This window comes from Klebsiella sp. KPN54798 (assembly GCF_021184225.1).
Taxonomy (GTDB): domain Bacteria; phylum Pseudomonadota; class Gammaproteobacteria; order Enterobacterales; family Enterobacteriaceae; genus Klebsiella; species Klebsiella pneumoniae.
Genome location: NZ_CP089234.1, coordinates 3,350,620 through 3,371,465, shown reverse-complemented (window position 1 = coordinate 3,371,465; position 20,846 = coordinate 3,350,620). Strand labels below are relative to the sequence as shown.

General features: G+C 58.3%; 20 protein-coding genes. 12 read left to right on the top strand and 8 right to left on the bottom strand.

From position 1 onward, the window contains the following. Positions 1-50: 50 nt before the first annotated feature. From bssS to mdtH, 5 genes are all read right to left on the bottom strand, one after another. Positions 51-305, bottom strand: coding sequence for a biofilm formation regulator BssS (bssS, locus tag LPQ25_RS16370; RefSeq protein WP_002898992.1), 255 nt, complete (start codon positions 303-305; stop codon positions 51-53). Positions 306-607: 302 nt separating this feature from the next. Next, the gene (gene dinI, locus LPQ25_RS16365) at positions 608-859 is read right to left on the bottom strand and encodes a DNA damage-inducible protein I (RefSeq protein WP_004179321.1); all 252 of its coding nucleotides are present in this window, start codon (positions 857-859) and stop codon (positions 608-610) included. Positions 860-931: 72 nt separating this feature from the next. After that, the gene (gene pyrC, locus LPQ25_RS16360) at positions 932-1,978 is read right to left on the bottom strand and encodes a dihydroorotase (RefSeq protein ID WP_004893020.1); all 1,047 of its coding nucleotides are present in this window, start codon (positions 1,976-1,978) and stop codon (positions 932-934) included. 125 nt (positions 1,979-2,103) lie between these two features. Beyond that, positions 2,104-2,664 carry a lipoprotein gene (locus LPQ25_RS16355; RefSeq protein ID WP_004150824.1) on the bottom strand — a complete coding sequence of 187 codons (561 nt, stop codon included), beginning with the start codon at positions 2,662-2,664 and terminating at the stop codon, positions 2,104-2,106. Positions 2,665-2,777: 113 nt separating this feature from the next. After that, entirely contained in the window at positions 2,778-3,986 is a 1,209-nt protein-coding gene (mdtH, locus tag LPQ25_RS16350; protein WP_002899096.1) for a multidrug efflux MFS transporter MdtH, read from the bottom strand. 229 nt (positions 3,987-4,215) lie between these two features. On the opposite strand from mdtH, the gene rimJ reads away from it, so the two are divergent. From rimJ to murJ, 4 genes are all read left to right on the top strand, one after another. Next, the gene (gene rimJ, locus LPQ25_RS16345) at positions 4,216-4,800 is read left to right on the top strand and encodes a ribosomal protein S5-alanine N-acetyltransferase (RefSeq protein WP_002899099.1); all 585 of its coding nucleotides are present in this window, start codon (positions 4,216-4,218) and stop codon (positions 4,798-4,800) included. A gap of 9 nt (positions 4,801-4,809) precedes the next feature. Next, a complete protein-coding gene (locus LPQ25_RS16340; protein ID WP_004179323.1) occupies positions 4,810-5,463 on the top strand; it encodes a YceH family protein in 654 nt (217 codons plus the stop codon). 15 nt (positions 5,464-5,478) lie between these two features. Then, a complete protein-coding gene (locus LPQ25_RS16335) occupies positions 5,479-6,390 on the top strand; it encodes a Gfo/Idh/MocA family protein (RefSeq protein ID WP_004140718.1) in 912 nt (303 codons plus the stop codon). Between the two features lie 111 nt (positions 6,391-6,501). Then, the gene (murJ, locus tag LPQ25_RS16330; protein WP_002899104.1) at positions 6,502-8,037 is read left to right on the top strand and encodes a murein biosynthesis integral membrane protein MurJ; all 1,536 of its coding nucleotides are present in this window, start codon (positions 6,502-6,504) and stop codon (positions 8,035-8,037) included. 53 nt (positions 8,038-8,090) lie between these two features. Here the strand turns inward: murJ and LPQ25_RS16325 are convergent, their stop codons facing one another. Further along, entirely contained in the window at positions 8,091-9,305 is a 1,215-nt protein-coding gene (locus LPQ25_RS16325) for an MFS transporter (RefSeq protein ID WP_014907854.1), read from the bottom strand. Positions 9,306-9,321: 16 nt separating this feature from the next. Here LPQ25_RS16325 and LPQ25_RS16320 point away from each other — a divergent pair, with 16 nt between their 5' ends. Beyond that, positions 9,322-10,350, top strand: coding sequence for a LysR family transcriptional regulator (locus LPQ25_RS16320; RefSeq protein WP_014907853.1), 1,029 nt, complete (start codon positions 9,322-9,324; stop codon positions 10,348-10,350). A 38-nt stretch (positions 10,351-10,388) separates the two neighbouring features. Here LPQ25_RS16320 and rne read toward each other — a convergent pair whose 3' ends face one another. Continuing rightward, positions 10,389-13,622: a ribonuclease E gene (gene rne / locus LPQ25_RS16315; protein WP_014907852.1), complete on the bottom strand. Its 3,234-nt coding sequence runs from the start codon at positions 13,620-13,622 to the stop codon at positions 10,389-10,391. Positions 13,623-14,321: 699 nt separating this feature from the next. Here rne and rluC point away from each other — a divergent pair. After that, positions 14,322-15,275: a 23S rRNA pseudouridine(955/2504/2580) synthase RluC gene (gene rluC, locus LPQ25_RS16310; RefSeq protein ID WP_002899271.1), complete on the top strand. Its 954-nt coding sequence runs from the start codon at positions 14,322-14,324 to the stop codon at positions 15,273-15,275. Positions 15,276-15,312: 37 nt separating this feature from the next. Here the strand turns inward: rluC and LPQ25_RS16305 are convergent, their stop codons facing one another. Then, positions 15,313-15,897: a Maf family protein gene (locus LPQ25_RS16305; protein WP_014907850.1), complete on the bottom strand. Its 585-nt coding sequence runs from the start codon at positions 15,895-15,897 to the stop codon at positions 15,313-15,315. A gap of 141 nt (positions 15,898-16,038) precedes the next feature. On the opposite strand from LPQ25_RS16305, the gene yceD reads away from it, so the two are divergent. The 6 genes from yceD to fabG all read left to right on the top strand — a co-directional run bounded on the left by yceD (position 16,039) and on the right by fabG (position 20,750). Then, positions 16,039-16,560: a 23S rRNA accumulation protein YceD gene (gene yceD, locus LPQ25_RS16300; RefSeq protein ID WP_002899276.1), complete on the top strand. Its 522-nt coding sequence runs from the start codon at positions 16,039-16,041 to the stop codon at positions 16,558-16,560. Between the two features lie 16 nt (positions 16,561-16,576). Then, on the top strand, positions 16,577-16,750 hold the full coding sequence (rpmF, locus tag LPQ25_RS16295) for a 50S ribosomal protein L32 (RefSeq protein WP_000290724.1): 174 nt from the start codon (positions 16,577-16,579) through the stop codon (positions 16,748-16,750). Between the two features lie 203 nt (positions 16,751-16,953). Beyond that, positions 16,954-18,051 (top strand): phosphate acyltransferase PlsX, encoded by a 1,098-nt coding sequence (plsX, locus tag LPQ25_RS16290; RefSeq protein ID WP_004224085.1) that lies wholly within the window; start codon positions 16,954-16,956, stop codon positions 18,049-18,051. Between the two features lie 53 nt (positions 18,052-18,104). Then, complete coding sequence (locus LPQ25_RS16285) at positions 18,105-19,058, top strand: beta-ketoacyl-ACP synthase III (RefSeq protein ID WP_002899288.1); 954 nt, start codon at positions 18,105-18,107, stop codon at positions 19,056-19,058. A 15-nt stretch (positions 19,059-19,073) separates the two neighbouring features. Continuing rightward, positions 19,074-20,003, top strand: coding sequence for an ACP S-malonyltransferase (gene fabD / locus LPQ25_RS16280; RefSeq protein ID WP_002899289.1), 930 nt, complete (start codon positions 19,074-19,076; stop codon positions 20,001-20,003). 12 nt (positions 20,004-20,015) lie between these two features. Next, positions 20,016-20,750: a 3-oxoacyl-ACP reductase FabG gene (gene fabG / locus LPQ25_RS16275; RefSeq protein ID WP_002899294.1), complete on the top strand. Its 735-nt coding sequence runs from the start codon at positions 20,016-20,018 to the stop codon at positions 20,748-20,750. The last annotated feature ends 96 nt before the right edge of the window (positions 20,751-20,846 follow it).

Here is a 20,846-nt window from a genome sequence, read left to right as displayed (position 1 = left end):
GCACCCGCAGGTGCCTGTTAAGTTTAATGTTAAGTCATTCGCAAGCCGCGTTAATGTCGGCGATACTCGTTTTCCTGGTATTCGCCAGATTCAATCTTCGCAATGCCTGCTTCCAGGATTGAAATAAACTGACGTGCGACGTCCGTCGTTAGCCATAGCGTCTGGCCGATCTCAGCATCATTACTGTTTTCTTGAGTGGGGTTCTGGTAGTGCAGGCGCAACATCAGCGCATCGTAGCTATCAACGGTGCTGATGTCCCATCCAACGAGGGGATGGGTCTGAATGACTTCATTATTTTTTTCCATCATAACCCCTTATTCATATGTTAAAAGACAACAATTCTCGAGGTTTAATGCATATTTTTTGAAGCAAGTTAATTATATCAGGGATCAAGAATAAACTCGAGAAATTAAATGAAAGGCAGCATGATTTTCTTCTTTTGCCGCTTTTTTACTCAAGATAAGCGCGTAAAATGGCCACTTTAGTCGATATTGAGCAGAATAATCAGGACTATTCTGAACAGAAGAGGGGATAAAAAAAGCCGGGGCGACCCGGCAAAAAAAGCACAATGAGGGAGCAAACCAGAGTAACTGGATCCCGCCATGCTTCAGGAGATATCGTGGACAAACCAGTCGTCCGCGCTTTCCCATGTTTCCTGCAGGATTTCGCTTATCCGGTCTTTGTCTTCTTTCAGGGCGCCAAACACCGAGAGCTGATTGCCGCTGGCGTAGCGGACGCTCACCTGGCTATCGATGGCCGGGAATTGCTCGGCGATACGGCGAGAGAGTTCGTTATTCAGCGCTTCCAGCGCGCCGTTAGGTAAGGCGGTCGTTTTGGCGATAGACACTTCAATGCGCATAATTGCCCCCTGCGTTCGATACTGGTTATTTATACAGTATCCGGTTAGCGTTGACAACAGGGGGCTGCGTTTTTATTTCTTCACGGTCCAGCGAACGGTTTCACCCGCCAGGAAGGGCACCAGGGTGTCATTAGGCAGGGAAATGCTGTCCACAACGGTCGTCTCTTCACGCACCAGTTCAACGTAGCTCTCATTGACCGGCAGACCGTAGAAGCGCGGGCCGTTCAGCGAGCAGAAAGCCTCAAAGTGCTGCAGAGCGTTCATTTCTTCAAACACGGTGGCGTAGCTGCCGAGGGCGGTCGGGGCGTTAAAGCAGCCGGCGCAGCCACAGCTGGCTTCCTTACGGTGGCGGGCGTGCGGCGCGGAGTCGGTGCCGAGGAAGGCGCGGCTGAAGCCGCTGGCGACCAGCTCCCGCAGAGCCTGCTGATGAATATTGCGTTTAAGTACCGGCAGACAGTACAGGTGAGGGCGAATGCCGCCCACCAGCATATGGTTGCGGTTGAACATCAGATGCTGCGGGGTGATGGTAGCAGCCAGCAGTTCATTACCGTCACGCACGTACTCGGCGGCGTCTTTGGTGGTGATATGTTCAAAAACCACTTTCAGGCCGGGCAGGCGCTGGCGCAGGGGCTCCATCACCGTCTCAATAAAGCGCGCTTCACGATCGAAAATATCAATCTCGGCGTGAGTGACTTCGCCGTGAACGAGCAACGGCATCCCCAGTTTTTCCATCCGCTCCAGCACTGGCATAATGGCGTCGGTGCTGGTGACGCCGTGGCTGGAGTTAGTAGTGGCATTGGCCGGGTAGAGCTTGGCGGCGGTGAACACCCCTTCGTTAAAGCCGCGTTCCAGCTCCGCTGGGTCGAGAGAGTCTGTCAGATAGCAGGTCATCAGCGGGGTAAAATCATGCCCGGCCGGCACGGCGTCCATAATGCGCTGGCGGTAAGCGATAGCCGCCGCGACGGTGGTGACAGGCGGCACCAGATTCGGCATCACGATCGCCCGGCCATAAAACTCACTGGTATAAGGCACGACGGTTTTCAGCATATCGTCATCGCGCAGATGGATATGCCAGTCGTCTGGGCGGCGGATTTTCAATACCTGGGATTGTGCTGTCATGGAAGGCTCCGGCTAATAGGTTCAGTCATCAGGGCTGTTTTTTGCCGGGCACTAAGGATAAGCGTAAACGTTTTCCTTTGCACTCATTTCCGTAAAAAATTCAGGGCGCCGTAGCGCCCTGGAGATTAATTGGTAAAGGGGATGACAATCTCGCCTGGCTTCACCTCTATACCTTTGGCGTATTTCTTCGCCAGCGCTTCGCCGGTGCTGGCGTCCTCACGCAGGACATAAGCCGGCTGCTGGCTGAAGTAGCTGCGCAGAGACTGATTCAGGTAGGGGAGCAGGGCCTGAATAACCGACTGCAGCTTCTCCGGCGCCACTTTGGCATCGACCACTTCCATTTCCTGCAGGAAGATGGCGCCTTTCTCTCGGTCAAAGGTTGGCAGCGCTTTGAGCTTCAGATCGATCGTCGCTTTCTGCGTGCCGAACAGGGAGTTAAGATCGACGTTGGCGATCCCGCTCAGGGTGACTTTGCCCGGCTCCTCGCGCCCGATAGCGCTGGTCAGGTTCTGCAGTTCAATATGGGCGTCGGCAACGCCTTTCAGACCAATATCTTTGGCGAAATGGTTTCGCTTCTGCAGGGCCTGGTTAATCTCCTGTTCGCTTACCGTGTATTGGGTCAGCTGATTACAGCCGCTCAGCAGGCCGCTGACAATTAGCGCGGCGGCGATCAATATCTTTTTCATGGGGTTCCTCAAGCTCATACCTTCCTTCATCCTGACACAAAGCATCATGACCTGTCAGCACCCATCGCGCCAGCAGAATAGGCTGAAAGCAGGAGAAACCGCCGCCGCGCGCATCAGGTGCGCGGCTCCAGCATACCGGAGGCAGAGCGTTTCGGACTGAATTGCCACCATAGCGCCAGGAAGGTGATAACCCCGATGGCGCCGAGCATCAGCCACGGCAGTTCGGGCTGGCCGACGGCTTTCCCGGCATCAAACAGCCAGCCGCCGCCCGCGTAACCCAGCGCGCCGCCGAAGGCGAGCCCCAGACGGCTGAAACCCATATAGCTGCCACGCGCCCGGGCGTCCGCCAGCGAAGCGCCCAGCGTCTCGCGGGCGGGTTCGGCAATGATAGAGCCGATGTAAAACAGGCAAATCAGGGTAAACAGCTGCTGTAAACTGCTGGTCATCCCGATGGGGAGCATGGCCAGGGTCATCACCAGCAGACCGGCCATCAGCCGGTGCTCAAGGCGGAAGCGTTTTTCGCTCCAACGGGCAATAGGATAGAGCAGGGTGAGCGAAATGGTGGCTTCGATGGCGTACATCCATTTCACTGCGGCCGGCGAGCCGGCGATATCATTCACCATGATCGGCAGCATCAGCATCACCTGTACCGCCAGCATATAATAGCCGGTCAGCGTCAGGACATAGGTGACGAAGCGTTTGTCCCGCAGCACCCGGCCCAGCCCCTCACGAATCGGCGTTTTCACCGTCGAGAGCTTCCATGCCGGCAGATACCAGGCGTTAAACGCGGCGCAGGCGATAAACAGCGCGGCGCCGGCGCTGCACACCAGGCGAAAATCATACTGCAGCAGCCAGCTGCCCAGCAGCGCGCCAATCACCGCGCCGGCGCTATCCTGCATCATCAGGATGGAGAAAAAGCGGCCGCGCTGATGCGGACGCACCAGCTTAACCACCAGCGCCGCCCGCGGCGGATCGAACAGTGTACCGCCGAGTCCGGAGAGTATGCACGAGAACCACAGCACCCACGGCTCATGGGCGACGGCCATCGCCGCGAAACCGCCGGCACGCATCAGCATACCGGTGACGATCATCGGTTTCGCGCCGAAGCGGTCGGCGATGGCGCCGCCAAAGATGCCTAATCCCTGCTGTACCAGCTGGCGCAGGCCGAGCGCAATGCCGACCATCAGCGCTGCCCAGCCCATCTGATCGACAAAGCGGATGGAAATCAGCGGAAAAACGACAAAAAAGCCCAGCACGACCAGCATGTTATCGACTAACAGGAAATATTTACCCAGGCTCCTTGCCTGCGAGACGCGGGACATTTCCCCTCCAGGGAAAAATAGAGATAAGCGAGGATATTCTGCGGGCAATCTGCTGCTTTTCCCAGCACCCTTGCGACAATATTTTTTTATCAAAAAGCAAGATCGATTGAGCCTATTCATCGAAAAGAGGAGATGGCGCAGAAAATGGTATGTTGCTGTTTTCACACTATCGTGCAGGAAAGGTATAGTGATGAAAGCAAGAGTGAAGTCAGGGGGACTGAAAAAGGAAATGTTTGGCTATCGCAGTAACGTGCCGAAGGTGCGTTTGACGACGGACCGGCTGGTGGTGCGCCTGGTTCACGATCGTGACGCCTGGCGTCTGGCCGATTATTACGCCGAAAATAAAGCGTTCTTAAAACCCTGGGAGCCGGTTCGTGACGACAGCCACTGCTATCCCTCCGGATGGCAGGCGCGTCTGTCGATGATCGCTGAGTTTCATAAGCAGGGGTCAGCTTTTTATTTCGCGCTGCTCGACCCTGAGGAAAAAGAGATCATCGGTGTGGCGAATTTCTCCAACGTGGTGCGCGGATCTTTCCATGCCTGTTATCTTGGCTATTCCATTGGCGAGAAGTGGCAGGGGCAGGGGCTGATGTTTGAAGCGCTGACGTCGGCGATTCGCTATATGCAGCGCACGCAGCATATTCATCGCATTATGGCCAACTACATGCCGCATAATCAGCGCAGCGGCGCGCTGCTGGCGCGGTTGGGGTTTGAAAAAGAGGGTTACGCCAAAGATTATCTGCTGATTGACGGGCAGTGGCGTGACCATGTACTGACGGCGCTAACGACGCCGGACTGGTCTGCGGGACGTTAAGGAGAGAGGATGAAATATCAGTTAACTGCGCATGAAGCGCGCGTCATTGGCTGCCTGCTGGAAAAGCAGGTCACCACCCCCGAGCAGTATCCGCTGTCGGTAAATGCTGTGGTGACCGCCTGCAATCAGAAAACCAACCGCGAGCCAGTGATGTCGCTGAGCGAAAGCGAGGTCCAGGCCCTGCTGGATACGCTGGTGAAACGGCACTATCTGCGCACGGTCAGCGGATTCGGTAATCGCGTCACCAAGTATGAACAGCGCTTTTGCAACTCCGAATTTGGCGATCTGAAGCTTAGCGCCGGCGAGGTTGCGGTGGTCACGACGCTGCTGCTGCGCGGTGCTCAGACGCCGGGCGAACTACGCAGCCGGGCGCAGCGGATGTATGAGTTCAGCGATATGGCGGAAGTGGAAAGCGTGCTGGAAGGGCTGACGACGCGCGAAGATGGCCCCTTCGTCGCCCGGCTGCCCCGGGAGCCGGGAAAACGGGAAAGCCGCTATATGCATCTGTTTTGCGACGATATGGACACGCTGATCACCACAGTGGAAGCTCTCGCGCCGCTGGACGATGACGGCGATCTGCGCGCCAGGGTTGAAGCGCTGGAGGGCGAGGTGGCGGAGCTGAAAGCGCGCCTCGATTCGCTGTTACACCATCTGGGAGACTAAAACGTGGGGACAAGATTGCGCATTGGGGTGGTCGGCTTAGGCAGCATTGCGCAGAAAGCGTGGCTGCCGGTGCTGGGGGCGGCGGAAAGCTGGACGCTGCAGGCGGCCTGGTCGCCGGGTAAAGAGAAGGCGCTGCGGATCTGCGAAACCTGGCGGATGCCATACGCTGATTCCCTCGATGCCCTGGCGGCACAGTGCGATGCGGTCTTTGTCCATACCTCGACGGCTTCACATTATGAAGTAGTGAATCACTTACTGAATGCCGGGGTTCATGTTTGTGTGGATAAACCATTGGCGGACAAGCTGAGTGAGGCGGAGACGCTGGTCGAGCTGGCGGCGCGACGTCGACTGACGTTGATGGTCGGTTTTAATCGCCGCTTCGCGCCGCTCTATCGGGAGCTGAAGGGGCGGCTGGGCGAGGCGGCCTCGCTGCGGATGGATAAGCATCGTAGCGATAGCGTCGGCAACGATCTGCGCTTTACGCTGCTTGATGACTATCTGCATGTGGTGGATACCGCGCTATGGCTGGCCGACGGTCAGGCACGTCTGCGCGGCGGCGCGCTGAAGATCACCCCGCAGGGCGAAATGCTCTATGCCGAACATCAGTTCAGTTCGCCCCGGCTGCAGGTCACCACCAGCATGCATCGTCGCGCAGGCAGCCAGCGCGAGTGGGTGCAGGCGGTCACGGATGGCGGGCTATATGCCGTCAGCGAGATGCGCGAATGGCAGGAGGAGTGCGGTCATGGCGTGGTCCAGCGCCCGGTTGCCGGCTGGCAAACCACCCTTGAGCAGCGCGGCTTTGTCGGCTGCGCGCGCCATTTTATCGAATGCGTGCAAAATCAGACAGTTCCTGAAACTGCAGGCGAACAGGCGCTGCTGGCTCAGCGGATCGTTGAGAAACTGTGGCGCGACGCCATTAGCGAATAATCCATTGTAACAACTGACAGTAGTAATTCATGTTGAACCCGGTAGACTATCGCCACTTTCCAGCGCCCGCATTTGCGGGCGTTTTACTCCAGGGTTTGGAATAACAGCGTAATGAACCTTTTAAAATCACTGGCGGCAGTCAGTTCGATGACCATGTTTTCGCGCGTGCTGGGCTTTGCCCGCGATGCGATTGTGGCGCGTATTTTTGGCGCCGGGATGGCGACCGATGCCTTTTTTGTCGCCTTCAAACTGCCTAACCTGCTGCGGCGTATTTTTGCCGAAGGCGCCTTCTCACAGGCGTTTGTGCCGATCCTTGCCGAATATAAAAGCAAGCAGGGCGAAGATGCCACCCGCGTGTTTGTCTCATACGTCTCCGGGCTGCTGACCCTGGCCCTGGCTATCGTTACCGTTATCGGGATGCTGGCGGCGCCGTGGGTAATCACCATTACTGCGCCCGGCTTTGCCGATACCGCCGATAAGTTTGCGCTAACCACCCAGCTGCTGCGTATTACCTTTCCCTATATTTTGCTGATCTCCCTGGCTTCGCTGGTGGGGGCGATCCTCAATACCTGGAACCGCTTCTCGGTGCCGGCCTTTGCGCCGACGTTCCTCAACGTCAGTATGATTGGCTTTGCGCTGTTTGCCGCGCCGTATTTCCATCCGCCGGTGCTGGCGCTGGCCTGGGCGGTGACGGTCGGCGGCGTGCTGCAGCTGGCTTACCAGCTGCCGCATCTGAAGAAGATTGGCATGCTGGTCCTGCCGCGAATTAATCTGAAAGATGCCGGCGCGATGCGGGTGGTGAAGCAGATGGGGCCGGCGATCCTTGGCGTGTCGGTAAGCCAGATCTCCCTTATCATCAATACCATTTTCGCCTCATTCCTCGTGTCGGGCTCGGTGTCGTGGATGTATTATGCCGACCGCCTGATGGAGTTTCCCTCCGGCGTGCTGGGCGTGGCGCTCGGCACTATCCTGCTGCCATCGCTGTCAAAAAGCTTCGCCAGCGGTAACCATGACGAGTATTGCCGGCTGATGGACTGGGGACTGCGTCTCTGTTTTCTGCTGGCGCTGCCGAGCGCGGTGGCGCTGGGGATCCTCGCCAAACCGCTAACCGTGGCTCTGTTCCAGTACGGCAAATTCAGCGCCTTTGACGCGGCGATGACCCAGCGCGCGCTGGTGGCTTATTCCGTAGGGCTGATGGGCCTTATCGTGGTGAAAGTGCTGGCGCCGGGCTTCTATTCCCGTCAGGACATCAAGACCCCGGTCAAGATTGCTATTATCACCCTGATTATGACCCAGGTAATGAACCTGGCGTTTATCGGCCCGCTGAAGCATGCGGGTCTGTCGCTGTCCATCGGCCTGGCGGCCTGCCTGAACGCCGCGCTGCTCTACTGGCAACTGCGTAAACAGAAAATTTTCACCCCGCAGCCGGGCTGGTTGGCCTTCCTGCTGCGTCTGATTATTGCAGTGCTGGTTATGGCCGCGGCGCTGCTGGGCGTCATGCATCTCATGCCTGAGTGGTCGCTGGGGACGATGCCGTTCCGTCTGATGCGTTTGCTGGCGGTGGTTATCGCCGGGGTGGTAGCCTATTTCGCCACGCTGCTGGTGCTGGGCTTCCGCGTGAAAGAGTTTGTCCGTCGCACGGCGTAAGCGGTTGTGTGGGTAGAAAAACCCCGCTTCGCCGCAGGCGAAGCGGGGTTTTTTTATGATGCGCTGCGTTCGGCAGCGAGGATGCGGGCATTCTCCAGCAGGCGGATCGCCAGGGCTAGCGCGCCAGTGATCACTGCCAGCGTGACCACTCCGTTCCAGCCGGCCAGCACGTACAGCTTACTGCCCAGCACCGACCCCAGCGACATCCCGATAAACACCACGGTGAACAGCAGGGCGTTGAGGCGGCCGCGGGCCTGTGGCTCAAGGCCATATACCAGGTTCTGATGCGCCACCAGGCTTGACTGCAGGCCAAGGTCAAAGCCAATCGCCGACAGGGCAATCAGCGCCAACTGAGCGTGCACTGGCAGCAGCGGCAGCATAAACATCAGGGCAAAGGAGAGGGTGACCAGCGCCGCACCCATCTGTGTCACCTTACCGGCGCCAAATTTATCGGCCAGACCGCCGGCAAGCGGCGCGGCCAGCGCCCCGGCGGCCCCGGCGATACCGAAACCGCCCGCTACTGCGCTGCCCATGTGATAGTGTTCGGAGAGCATCACCGCAAGCGTCGACCAGAAGGCGCTAAAGGCGATGGAGAGCGCGCCCTGAGCTAGCGCGGCGCGGCGTAATGCCGGGTAACGCTGCCACAGATGCGCCATCGAGGCCATCAGCTGCGGATAGCTCAGCGTCGAGTGCACAGCGAAGCGCGGCAGGACGCGCCACATTACCAGGCCAATCAGCGCGACGCTGACCGCCGCCGCCTGATACATCACCCGCCAGCCGAATACGGCGCCCACCACGCCGCTGACCGTCCGGGAGAGCAGGATCCCCAGCAGCAGCCCGGTCATCACCGTGCCCACCATTTTTCCCTGCTTGCCCGCCGGGGCGAGGATCGCCGCCGCCGGGACGATATCCTGCGCCATGGTCGCCGCCATACCGATCAGCAGACTGACCACCAGCAGTGAGCTGAGCTGGCCGGTGAGGCTGCACAGGAGCAGCAGGAGCGCCAGCAGCGCGCTTTTCACCAGGATCAGCCGGCGGCGATCGTGGCGGTCGCCGAGCGGGAGCAGGAACAGAATGCCGAGCGCATAACCCGCCTGCGTCAGGGTAGGGACCAGACCCATACCTTCTACAGTCAGGTAGAGATTGGTGCCCATCAACGGCAGCAGCGGCTGCGCGTAGTAAATAGAGGCGACGCTAAAGCCGGCGCCGAGTGCGAGAATGAAGATAATCCAGCCTGCGTCGCGGGTGGAAAGGGAAGTCGGTGTCATGTTCAATGCCTCATAGATGCGATGGGGCTATTTTTCCCTGAACGCGGCTGGCGCGGTAGCCGGGCTGGTGGTAAAACGGTTATACGTAGCACGTATAGGCAAAAGGAAAATGAAAAGACAAGAGCGTATAGACCGCATTGAGCTGATGCGCACCTATATCCGCATCGTAGAGGCCGGATCGCTCTCCGCCGCCGCAGGGCAGATGGACACTACCCAGGCGACCGTCAGCCGCCGCCTGCAGTCCCTTGAAGGGCTGCTGGGGGTTAAGCTGATCCTGCGCACCACCCATGCGATGAAGCTCACTGACGATGGCGAACGCTGTTATCGTCACGCCCGTCAGGTGGTGGACGCCTGGCTGGCGCTGGAGGATGACCTGCGTATTGCCGACGATCGGCCGGTGGGCGTTCTGCGAGTGCGGGCGCCCCACGCGTTTGGCCAGCAGCAACTGCTGGCGCCGCTGGTAGCATTTCTACAGCGCCATCCGCAGCTGTCGGTGGAGTGGATGCTAAACGATAATACCGTCGACTTCCTCAGCGATAATATCGACTGCGCTATTCGCGTGGGGGCGGAGGTGGATCCAGCAACGGTATCCGTACTGCTGGCGGAAGTGCCGCGCTGCGTAGTGGCTTCTCCTGAGCTGCTGGCGAAGTATCCGCCGTTAACCTCGCTGGAGGCGTTATCGGGCCTGCCATGGATCGCCATTAATACCTTTTATCAGCATGAGGTACGGCTCAGGCATCAGGCAAGCGGGCAGATTGTCTCTACAGCGATTACTCCCTGTCTGAGCACTGACAGTCTTTACGTCGCGCGCAACACCGCGCTGGCGGGGCTGGGGGTGGCGATGGTGTCCAGCTGGACGGTCGTGGAGGATATTGCCGCCGGACGGCTGATTGAGCTGTTCCCGCAGTGGCGACCCGCCTCGCTGCCGGTTCATCTGGTTTATCCCTGGGCGCGCTATTACCCGACACGCCTGCGTAAGTTCCTCGACCTGATGCGGGAGATCATGCCGGATCTCGCCGGGATGCAGCGTCCGCAAAGCGCATAAAAAAACCGGCCAAAGGCCGGTTTTTTTATTAAGCACGCTTACTCGACGGGCTGTGGGCGAGTCGGTTCAGCGGTGGCTTTATGGGTCGCGCTATGACCACCGGCGGCGCCTTTACCTTCAAAGGCGAACGGCGGGCGCACCCAGGTGCTATGACGCGGTGCTTCCGGGACATAGTCCGGAGCTGGCGCACGGGTCATTGGCGCGGTGGCATGGCGATGACCCGCCACTACGACCGGCTTGCTCACCGGGGGCTCGGCTTTGACCGGTTCGGCAGGGGCCGCTTCGGTCACTGGCGCTTGCTCCACGGTTTCTGCGACCGGGGCGATAGTTTCCACTGGCGCTGCAACGACAGGCGTCGTTTCCACCGCTTCAGGTTCTACCACCACCGGCTCGGCGTCGAGCGTCACTGGCGCGATAGCCTGAGGCGCTTCGACAGCCGGTGCTTCGGTGACCGGCTCCTGAGGCGCTGGCTCGACGGCTGCTGGCGCGACAACTTCCGCAGCATCAACGACCAGCGGCTCGGCGGCCGCTACCGGCTCGACGACTACCGGCTCAGCGGTTACTGGTTCCATGGTAGCCGGCTCGACGGTGACCGGCGCAGCGGTAACGGTTTCAACGACGGCGACCGGGGCCGCTACGGCCTCGACAGTTTTCGCGACGCTGGCGTCCTGAACCTGAACCTCTTCCGGCTGCTGATCCTGCGGACGAACCACCGGGTAGCGGATCCAGACTTTACCGGAAGCCATCTCCGGCGATGCGCAGGCTACGGTCAGCGGCATAGGCGACTGGGTCGGATAGCGTTCGTCACGATAGCGACGACGACGCTGACCGCTGACGCGCAGGTGACGCGGGGAGCGACGTGAGCGACGCGGCATACCGTTCGCTTCACGGGATTCGCCATTTTCGTCCTGGTCCGCCACGCTCTCCACCCCTGCCGGCAGCTCGGCTTTCACCGGCTCGCTGTGCGGAGCGATAACTTCAGCCACTACGGCTTCTGGCACGATCTCGGCAACTGGCTCGACGACAGCGGACTCAACGCGCACTTTCTGTGCCAGCTGGCGCGGTTTACGACGCGGCAGAGTTTGTACACGCTCTTCCTGCTCCGTCTCCTGCACAACCGGCTCTTCGCGAGTCTGCGCTTTGGCTTCCTGCTGCGCCTGACGTTTGTCGTCACTGCGGCGGCGGGTGCGTTCGCGGCGCGGCTGCTGCTCGTCACGGGATTTCGCTTTCTCCGCGTCGTCGCCTGAGGTTTGGCGAACATCACGGGCTTCCACGTTCTGCGACGGCTTCTCGCGACGGTTGCGACGGTTCTCTTCACGCGATTCGCGCGGTTCACGGCCCTCGGCATTGTCCGCACGGGTGTCGCGATTGTCACGGTTATCGCGGTTGTCACGATTGTCGCGGTTATCACGGCGGTCGTTGCGGTCGCGGCGGTTGTTGGCGCGCGGTTTACGACGCTCCTGCTGACGCTCCGGTTTTTCTTCCGCTTTCTTCTCGACCTGAACTTCAGCCGGTTTGGCCTCTTCGGCGCCAGAGAAGATATTCTTCAGCGCGCTGAAGAAGCGTGAGAGCAGGCCAGGCTGCGCCGGTGCGGCGGCCGCGACCGGTGCCGCTGCGGCGACAGGCGCGGCGGCAGGCTCTTCGAGCATCGGGGCTGGCGGCGCATCTGGCATGACAAAAGCGGCCAGGGCCGGCTGTTCCGGACGTTTCCGCTCCGCCGGCTCATCGTCGCCTGGCAGCGCCATTTCTTCTTCATGCAGCTTCGGCAGCAGATAGCTCAGCGTTGAGGTTTCTTCACCTTTGCGCACGCGCAGGACGGAGTAGTGCGGCGTTTGCATTTCGTCGTTTGGCACGATAATAACGCGCACATCGCCCTGACGGGATTCGATAGCGCTCACTGCGGCACGTTTTTCGTTCAGCAGATAGGAGGCGATCGGTACCGGAACAATGGCGTGGACTTCTTTGGTATTCTCTTTCAGCGCTTCTTCTTCGATCAGACGCAGAATAGAGAGCGACAGCGATTCGTTATCACGCACGGTGCCGGTGCCGGAGCAGCGCGGGCAGACGTGGTGGCTGGACTCGCCCAGCGACGGGCTCAGGCGCTGACGGGACATCTCCAGCAGGCCGAAGCGCGAAATATGGCTGATCTGAATGCGCGCACGGTCCTGACGGACGGCTTCGCGCAGACGATTCTCCACGGCGCGCTGGTGGCGAACCGGGGTCATATCGATGAAGTCGATAACGATCAGGCCGCCGAGGTCGCGCAGACGCAGCTGGCGGGCAATTTCGTCAGCCGCTTCGAGGTTGGTATTGAAGGCTGTCTCTTCGATATCGCCGCCGCGGGTGGCGCGGGCGGAGTTGATATCGATCGCGGTCAGCGCTTCGGTGCTATCGATAACGATAGACCCGCCGGAAGGCAGGCGCACTTCGCGCTGGAAGGCGGACTCAATTTGCGATTCGATCTGATAATGGCTGAACAGCGGGATTTCACCGGTGTACAGTTTTATTTTGCTGCTGAAATCCGGACGACCCAGCGCGGCGATATGCTGGCGCGCCAGCTCAAGCACTTTCGGGTTATCGATCAGGATTTCGCCGATGTCCTGGCGCAGGTAGTCACGGAAGGCGCGGACAATGACGTTGCTTTCCTGGTGGATCAGGAACGGCGCCGGACGGCTTTCCGCGGCTTTCTGAATCGCTTCCCAGTGCTTCAGGCGGAAGCTCAGGTCCCACTGCAGGGCTTCGGCGGATTTGCCGACGCCAGCGGTGCGAACGATCAGGCCCATGCCGTCCGGAAGCTCCAGGCTCGCCAGCGCTTCTTTCAGTTCGGTACGGTCGTCGCCCTCGATACGGCGGGAAATTCCCCCGGCGCGCGGGTTGTTCGGCATCAGTACCAGATAGCTGCCCGCGAGGCTGATAAAGGTGGTGAGCGCAGCGCCTTTGTTGCCGCGTTCTTCTTTATCAATCTGCACGATAACTTCCTGACCTTCCCGCAGTACGTCTTTGATATTAGGACGACCATGCGCATTGTAGTTGGCGGGGAAGTATTCGCGGGCGATTTCTTTGAGGGGGAGGAAACCATGACGCTCGGCGCCGTAATCAACAAACGCGGCTTCAAGGCTGGGTTCAATGCGGGTGATTTTGCCTTTGTAGATGTTCGCTTTTTTCTGTTCGTGCCCGGGGCTTTCGATATCCAGGTCGTACAGGCGCTGCCCATCAACAAGGGCGACGCGCAACTCTTCCTGCTGAGTTGCGTTGATTAACATTCTTTTCATCGTAACTTACTCATTATTCTTACATTGACGACTAAGCTGCGGGCAGAGTAATGCCTTTCCGGGGGAAAACCGATGGCCTCGTGTCTGGTTCACGTCGCCAACCTCACGGTTGTCGCGCGCTTAAGAGGCGCAGAGTGTCGGTCGCCTGTGTTTCAAACGGAAACACAGCGCAATTATTCAGGGGAACAGCCTGGGATGTATCACCAGAGAATATTCCATTTATACTCGTCGTCTTTCGCGTTGCAGGCATGGTGGCTTAACCTGCTCACCTCGATCTGGCGATCCAGATGAGCTCCCGGGAGTCCCGGAGTTGACGCCTTCCTGCGACTTGAAATCCATAGAGCCTGTACCGGTAAGGACTGCAACCCGCAGCCCGCTAACTGTCTGAAAGATCACAACGTCTTACGCCATTGCTGCGTGGGCGATCGGTCAGACAAAATTGGTCATTCCGCTAATGTCTTGTTCTAACAAGATGCAATACGGAAAACGGTCTCATTATTCCATTGCTAACCTTGTTATAGCAAGTTGACTTTCACCTTTTATCACCCGGTTACTCACAGTTTTATCACCTGCCCATACAGATTGTTCTAATAACAAACAAAATGGCGGTCAGGTAAACCGTGAAAACAGGATAATGATAAATATAAGCATATAAAAATGAGTGGCGCTAATGCGTCCGGCTATTTAGAATCGCGCACCATGAAAACTGAGACCCCAACCGTAAAAATGGTTGCCATTGCTGCTGATGAAGCGGGGCAACGTATCGACAACTTTTTGCGTACGCAATTGAAAGGCGTACCGAAGAGCATGATTTATCGCATCCTGCGTAAAGGCGAGGTGCGGGTAAACAAAAAGCGCGTGAAGCCGGAGTATAAGCTGGAAGCGGGCGATGAAGTCCGTATCCCGCCGGTACGCGTGGCGGAGCGTGAAGAAGAGGCGGTATCGCCGCACCTGCAGAAAGTGGCCGCGCTCTCTGAGGTGATCCTCTATGAAGACGATCATATTCTGGTGCTCAATAAGCCTTCTGGTACTGCGGTACACGGCGGCAGCGGCCTGAGCTTCGGCGTGATTGAAGGGCTGCGCGCCCTGCGCCCGGAGGCGCGCTTCCTTGAGCTGGTGCATCGTCTCGACCGGGATACCTCCGGCGTGCTGCTGGTGGCGAAAAAGCGCTCAGCGCTGCGTTCGCTGCACGAGCAACTGCGCGATAAAGGCATGCAGAAAGATTATCTGGCGCTGGTGCGCGGCCAGTGGCAGTCGCATACCAAAGTGGTCCAGGCCCCGCTGTTGAAGAATATTCTGCAGAGCGGGGAGCGCATCGTTCGCGTGAGTCAGGAAGGCAAGCCGTCGGAGACGCGCTTTAAAGTGGAAGAGCGTTACGAATTCGCCACGCTGGTGCGCTGCAGCCCGGTCACCGGCCGCACGCATCAGATCCGCGTTCATACGCAGTATGCCGGCCATCCTATCGCATTTGACGACCGCTATGGCGACCGCGAGTTCGACAAGCAGCTGTCCGCTACCGGCTTAAACCGCCTGTTCCTGCACGCGGCGGCGCTGAAGTTTACCCACCCGGGGAGCGGGGAGGTGATGCGCGTTGAGGCGCCGCTGGACAACCAGCTGAAGCACTGTTTACAGGTGCTACGGAAGAGCAAATAAGCGCAACGGCGGAATCAGTTCCGCCGTTTTTTTTGCCTCAGCCTAACAGCGGGTTGTAGTTTTCACGGCGCAACATCTGACTGAGCGCGATTAAGGGTAAACCGACCAGGGTGTTCGGGTCGCGGCCTTCCAGCCGTTCGAACAGCGTAATGCCCAATCCTTCGCTCTTGAAACTCCCGGCGCACTGCAGCGGGTTCTCTTTGCGCACATAGCCTTCTATCTCTTTATCACTGAGATGGCGAAAGTGAACGTCAAAGGGTTCGCATTCGGTTTGCAGATGGCCGCTGGCAGAGTTGTACAGCGCCAGTCCGGTATAAAAGGTAATGATTGACCCGCTGGCCTTTCTTAACTGCCTGCGGGCATTTTCCTCGGTGTGCGGTTTGCCGGTGATTTCACCGTCCAGCACGCAAACCTGATCGGAGCCTATAATAAGGTGATTAGGGAAGCGCGTGGCCAGACTTTGCGCTTTGGCCTGCGCCAGCCGGGTGACAAGCTGACGTGCGGATTCATCAGGCCGGGGCGTTTCGTCGACGTCAGGCGCGGCACATTCAAACGGTAAACCCAGTTTTTCCAGCAGCATGCGCCGCCAGGGAGAGGTTGACGCGAGGATAAGATCAGACATATTTTTTCATCCACATATAGCGCTTCGCAGAGCATCATCTTAAACTATGCGCCGCAATGTGTGCGAATAAATGGCAAAAGGCAACCTGAGGCTGCCTTTTTCTTTGACTCTATGACATTACAAAGTTAATATGCGCGCCCTATGCAAAAGGTAAAATTACCCCTGACTCTTGATCCGGTACGCACGGCTCAAAAACGCCTTGATTACGAAGGCATCTATGCCCGCGATCAGGTTGAACGTGTAACCGATTCTGTAGTCAGCGTGGACAGCGATGTGGAATGCAGCATGTCGTTCGCTATCGATAACCAGCGTCTCGCCGTTATTACTGGCGATGCAAAGGTAACGGTAACTCTCGAATGCCAGCGTTGCGGGAAACCGTTCTCCCATCACGTCCACACCACGTATTGTTTTAGCCCCGTCAGAAATGACGAACAGGCCGAAGCACTACCGGAAGCGTATGAGCCGATTGAGGTTAACGAATTCGGTGAAATCGACCTGCAGGCAATGGTCGAGGATGAAATTATCCTCTCCCTGCCCGTAGTTCCGGTGCATGATTCTGAACACTGTGAAGTGTCCGACGCGGACATGGTCTTTGGCGAACTGCCTGAAGAGGCACAAAAACCAAACCCATTTGCCGTATTAGCCAGCTTAAAGCGTAAGTAATTGAGGAGTAAGGTCCATGGCCGTACAACAGAATAAACCAACCCGTTCCAAACGTGGCATGCGTCGTTCCCATGACGCGCTGACCGCAGTCACCAGCCTGTCTGTAGACAAAACTTCTGGTGAGAAACACCTGCGTCACCACATCACTGCCGACGGTTTCTACCGCGGTCGCAAGGTTATCGCTAAGTAATCACGCGATACTCGCAGGATTTCCCGTTGCAGGCCATGGCGGGCGTGTGCGTCCCTGGAAACTCGGTTAACCCGGTCGCTGGGGGCATTTATGCCCGGATTGTTGCGTCTGCAGCGTGAATATTCGCGGGTGCCAGCGTGATGAAGCTTAGTGAGGACTCCCCGGGCAACTGGGGAATCACCGAACCGGGCAGCGACGATACCTTGACACGTCTAACCCTGGCGTTAGATGTCATGGGGGGCGATTTCGGCCCATCCGTGACGGTGCCTGCAGCACTGCAGGCACTGAACTCTAATTCGCAACTCACACTTCTTTTAGTCGGCGATCCCGACGCCATCACGCCATTACTCGCCAAAGCTGACTTCGAACAACGTTCGCGTCTGCAGATTATTCCTGCGCAGTCAGTTATTGCCAGTGATGCGCGACCCGCGCAGGCTATCCGCAGCAGTCGCGGAAGCTCAATGCGCGTGGCGCTGGAGCTTGTGAAAGAAGGGCGGGCGCAAGCCTGCGTCAGCGCTGGCAACACCGGCGCGCTGATGGGGCTGGCGAAACTGCTGCTCAAACCGATCGAAGGTATTGAGCGGCCGGCGCTGGTGACGGTTTTACCGCACCAGCAGAAGGGCAAAACCGTGGTGCTGGATCTCGGCGCCAACGTCGATTGCGACAGCACGATGCTGGTGCAGTTCGCGGTAATGGGCGCGGTGCTGGCGGAAGAAGTGGTCGGCATTGCCAACCCCCGCGTCGCTTTGTTGAATATCGGCGAAGAAGAGATGAAAGGCCTCGGCAGCATCCGCGATGCTGCCGCAGTGCTCAAAACGCTGCCTTCCCTCAACTACATCGGCTATCTTGAAGCCAATGAACTGTTGACCGGAAAAACCGATGTGCTGGTTTGTGATGGATTCACGGGCAACGTCACATTAAAAACCATGGAAGGTGTTGTCAGAATGTTCCTTTCACTGCTGAAATCTCAGGGAGAGGGCAAAAAACGGTCGTGGTGGCTGCTGTTACTAAAACGTTGGTTACAAAAAAGCCTGGCGAGGCGATTCAGTCACCTCAACCCCGACCAGTATAATGGCGCCTGTCTGTTAGGATTGCGCGGTTCCGTGATCAAGAGTCATGGTGCTGCCAATCAACGCGCCTTTAGCGTCGCGATAGAGCAGGCAGTGCAGGCGGTGCAGCGGCAGATCCCTCAGCGGATCGCCGCGCGCCTGGAATCTTTATACCCAGCTGGTTTCGAGCTGCCGGAAAGCGACAGTGACGTGAACGCCCGACAGCAAAGCGGGACGAATGGCCACGATTGACGCCGCGGCGGTTGAACGAGGCGGGTATATCACCCAAGAGTGACTGAGCGTACATGTATACGAAGATTATTGGTACCGGCAGCTATCTGCCCGAGCAAGTGCGTACAAACGCCGACCTGGAAAAAATGGTAGAAACCTCTGACGAGTGGATTGTCACCCGCACAGGTATCCGTGAGCGTCGTATTGCCGCAGCGCATGAAACAGTTGCTACGATGGGCTTTGAAGCCGCAAAGCAGGCGCTGGCGATGGCGGGCGTGTCCGCGGAGCAAATTGGTCTGATTATCGTTGCGACCACCTCCGGCACGCACGCGTTTCCGAGTTCTGCATGCCAGATCCAGTCAATGCTGGGCGTTAAGGGTTGCCCGGCGTTTGATGTCGCCGCCGCCTGCGCCGGTTTCACCTATGCGCTAAGCGTCGCCGATCAGTATGTGAAGAACGGCGCGGTAGATTATGCGCTGGTTGTTGGCGCCGATGTGCTGGCGCGCACCTGCGATCCGGCGGATCGCGGAACGATTATTATTTTCGGCGACGGCGCCGGCGCGGTTGTGCTGGGCGCCTCCGAAGAGCCGGGCATTATCTCGACGCATCTGCATGCCGACGGCAGCTATGGCGAACTGCTGACCCTGCCGAACGCCGATCGCGTCGATCCGGAAAACCCGATCTATCTGACGATGGCCGGCAACGAAGTCTTCAAAGTGGCGGTCACCGAGCTGGCGCACATCGTTGATGAGACGCTGGCAGCGAATAATCTTGAACGTTCAGCGCTGGACTGGCTGGTGCCGCATCAGGCTAACCTGCGTATTATCAGCGCGACGGCGAAGAAACTGGGTATGTCGATGGATAACGTCGTTGTGACCCTCGACCGCCATGGCAACACCTCCGCGGCGTCAGTCCCTTGCGCGCTGGATGAGGCCGTCCGCGATGGCCGTATTCAGCGCGGTCAGCTGATTTTGCTGGAAGCCTTTGGTGGCGGTTTCACCTGGGGTTCCGCGCTGGTTCGTTTTTAGTATAAGGATTTAAACATGACGCAATTCGCATTTGTGTTCCCGGGGCAGGGCTCTCAGGCCGTAGGCATGCTGGCCGAAATGGCTGCCGCCTGGCCGGTCATTGAAGAGACCTTCGGTGAAGCTTCCGCAGCGTTGGGTTACGATCTGTGGGCGCTGACGCAACAGGGCCCGGCAGAAGAACTGAATAAGACCTGGCAGACTCAACCGGCGCTGCTCGCCGCCTCCGTGGCGCTGTACCGCGTCTGGCAACAGCAGGGCGGCAAAGCGCCAGCGCTGCTGGCGGGTCACAGCCTCGGCGAATACTCCGCGCTGGTATGCGCGGGCGTTATCGGTTTCGCTGATGCCGTTCGCCTGGTTGAGCTGCGTGGTAAATTCATGCAGGAAGCCGTACCGGAAGGTACCGGCGCCATGTCCGCTATTATCGGTCTGGACGACGCCGCTATCGCCAAAGCCTGTGAAGAGTCTGCCGAAGGGCAGGTGGTCTCTCCGGTGAACTACAATTCTCCGGGCCAGGTGGTTATCGCCGGGCACAAAGAGGCCGTTGAACGCGCTGGCGCCGCCTGTAAAGCCGCCGGCGCCAAACGCGCGCTGCCGCTGCCGGTGAGCGTGCCGTCCCACTGCGCGCTGATGAAGCCAGCCGCAGAAAAACTGGCGGTAGAGCTGCAGAAGATCACCTTCAACGCGCCGACGATTCCGGTGGTGAATAACGTCGACGTGAAGTGCGAAACCGCGCCGGACGCCATTCGCGACGCGCTGGTGCGCCAGCTGTACAGCCCGGTGCAGTGGACCAAAACCGTTGAGTTTATGGCTGCCGAGGGCGTATCGCATCTGTATGAGGTTGGCCCGGGTAAAGTCCTCACCGGCCTGACCAAACGTATTGTTGACACCCTGACCGCTTCCGCGCTTAACGAGCCGGCGGCGATGTCTGCGGCGCTTGAGCAATAAAAGAGGAAAACCATGAGTTTTGAAGGAAAAATCGCGCTGGTTACCGGTGCAAGCCGCGGTATTGGCCGTGCTATCGCTGAAACGCTCGTCGCCCGTGGCGCGAAAGTTATCGGTACTGCGACCAGCGAAAGCGGCGCGCAGGCGATCAGCGACTATTTAGGCGCCAATGGTAAAGGTCTGATGTTGAATGTGACCGACCCGGCATCTATTGAATCTGTTCTGGAAAATGTGCGCGCAGAGTTTGGCGAAGTGGATATCCTGGTGAATAATGCCGGGATCACTCGCGACAATCTGTTAATGCGCATGAAAGATGACGAGTGGAACGATATTATCGAAACCAACCTGTCATCGGTTTTCCGTCTGTCAAAAGCGGTAATGCGCGCTATGATGAAAAAGCGTCATGGACGTATTATCACTATCGGTTCTGTGGTTGGTACCATGGGAAATGCGGGTCAGGCCAACTACGCCGCGGCGAAAGCGGGTCTGATCGGCTTCAGTAAATCACTGGCGCGTGAAGTTGCGTCCCGCGGTATTACTGTAAACGTTGTTGCTCCGGGCTTTATTGAAACGGACATGACGCGTGCGCTGACCGATGAGCAGCGTGCGGGTACGCTGGCGGCAGTTCCTGCGGGGCGCCTTGGCACCCCAAATGAAATCGCCAGCGCGGTTGCATTTTTAGCCTCTGACGAAGCAAGTTACATCACTGGTGAAACGCTGCACGTCAACGGCGGAATGTACATGGTCTGACCGAGATTTGTGCAAAACGTTCAGGAACCGCGCACTTCGCACGGTTCTCTGTGCGGTTTTGTGCGAAAAGATTTGCGTTCTTAGGGCAAACGGCCT

Coding starts and splice junctions, on each gene's coding strand:
- bssS (WP_002898992.1), bottom strand. CDS start 305: ATGGAAAAAAATAATGAAGTCATTCAGACCCATCCCCTCGTTGGATGG.
- dinI (WP_004179321.1), bottom strand. CDS start 859: ATGCGCATTGAAGTGTCTATCGCCAAAACGACCGCCTTACCTAACGGC.
- pyrC (WP_004893020.1), bottom strand. CDS start 1,978: ATGACAGCACAATCCCAGGTATTGAAAATCCGCCGCCCAGACGACTGG.
- LPQ25_RS16355 (WP_004150824.1), bottom strand. CDS start 2,664: ATGAAAAAGATATTGATCGCCGCCGCGCTAATTGTCAGCGGCCTGCTG.
- mdtH (WP_002899096.1), bottom strand. CDS start 3,986: ATGTCCCGCGTCTCGCAGGCAAGGAGCCTGGGTAAATATTTCCTGTTA.
- rimJ (WP_002899099.1), top strand. CDS start 4,216: ATGTTTGGCTATCGCAGTAACGTGCCGAAGGTGCGTTTGACGACGGAC.
- LPQ25_RS16340 (WP_004179323.1), top strand. CDS start 4,810: ATGAAATATCAGTTAACTGCGCATGAAGCGCGCGTCATTGGCTGCCTG.
- murJ (WP_002899104.1), top strand. CDS start 6,502: ATGAACCTTTTAAAATCACTGGCGGCAGTCAGTTCGATGACCATGTTT.
- LPQ25_RS16325 (WP_014907854.1), bottom strand. CDS start 9,305: ATGACACCGACTTCCCTTTCCACCCGCGACGCAGGCTGGATTATCTTC.
- LPQ25_RS16320 (WP_014907853.1), top strand. CDS start 9,322: ATGCGATGGGGCTATTTTTCCCTGAACGCGGCTGGCGCGGTAGCCGGG.
- rne (WP_014907852.1), bottom strand. CDS start 13,622: ATGAAAAGAATGTTAATCAACGCAACTCAGCAGGAAGAGTTGCGCGTC.
- rluC (WP_002899271.1), top strand. CDS start 14,322: ATGAAAACTGAGACCCCAACCGTAAAAATGGTTGCCATTGCTGCTGAT.
- LPQ25_RS16305 (WP_014907850.1), bottom strand. CDS start 15,897: ATGTCTGATCTTATCCTCGCGTCAACCTCTCCCTGGCGGCGCATGCTG.
- yceD (WP_002899276.1), top strand. CDS start 16,039: ATGCAAAAGGTAAAATTACCCCTGACTCTTGATCCGGTACGCACGGCT.
- rpmF (WP_000290724.1), top strand. CDS start 16,577: ATGGCCGTACAACAGAATAAACCAACCCGTTCCAAACGTGGCATGCGT.
- LPQ25_RS16285 (WP_002899288.1), top strand. CDS start 18,105: ATGTATACGAAGATTATTGGTACCGGCAGCTATCTGCCCGAGCAAGTG.
- fabD (WP_002899289.1), top strand. CDS start 19,074: ATGACGCAATTCGCATTTGTGTTCCCGGGGCAGGGCTCTCAGGCCGTA.
- fabG (WP_002899294.1), top strand. CDS start 20,016: ATGAGTTTTGAAGGAAAAATCGCGCTGGTTACCGGTGCAAGCCGCGGT.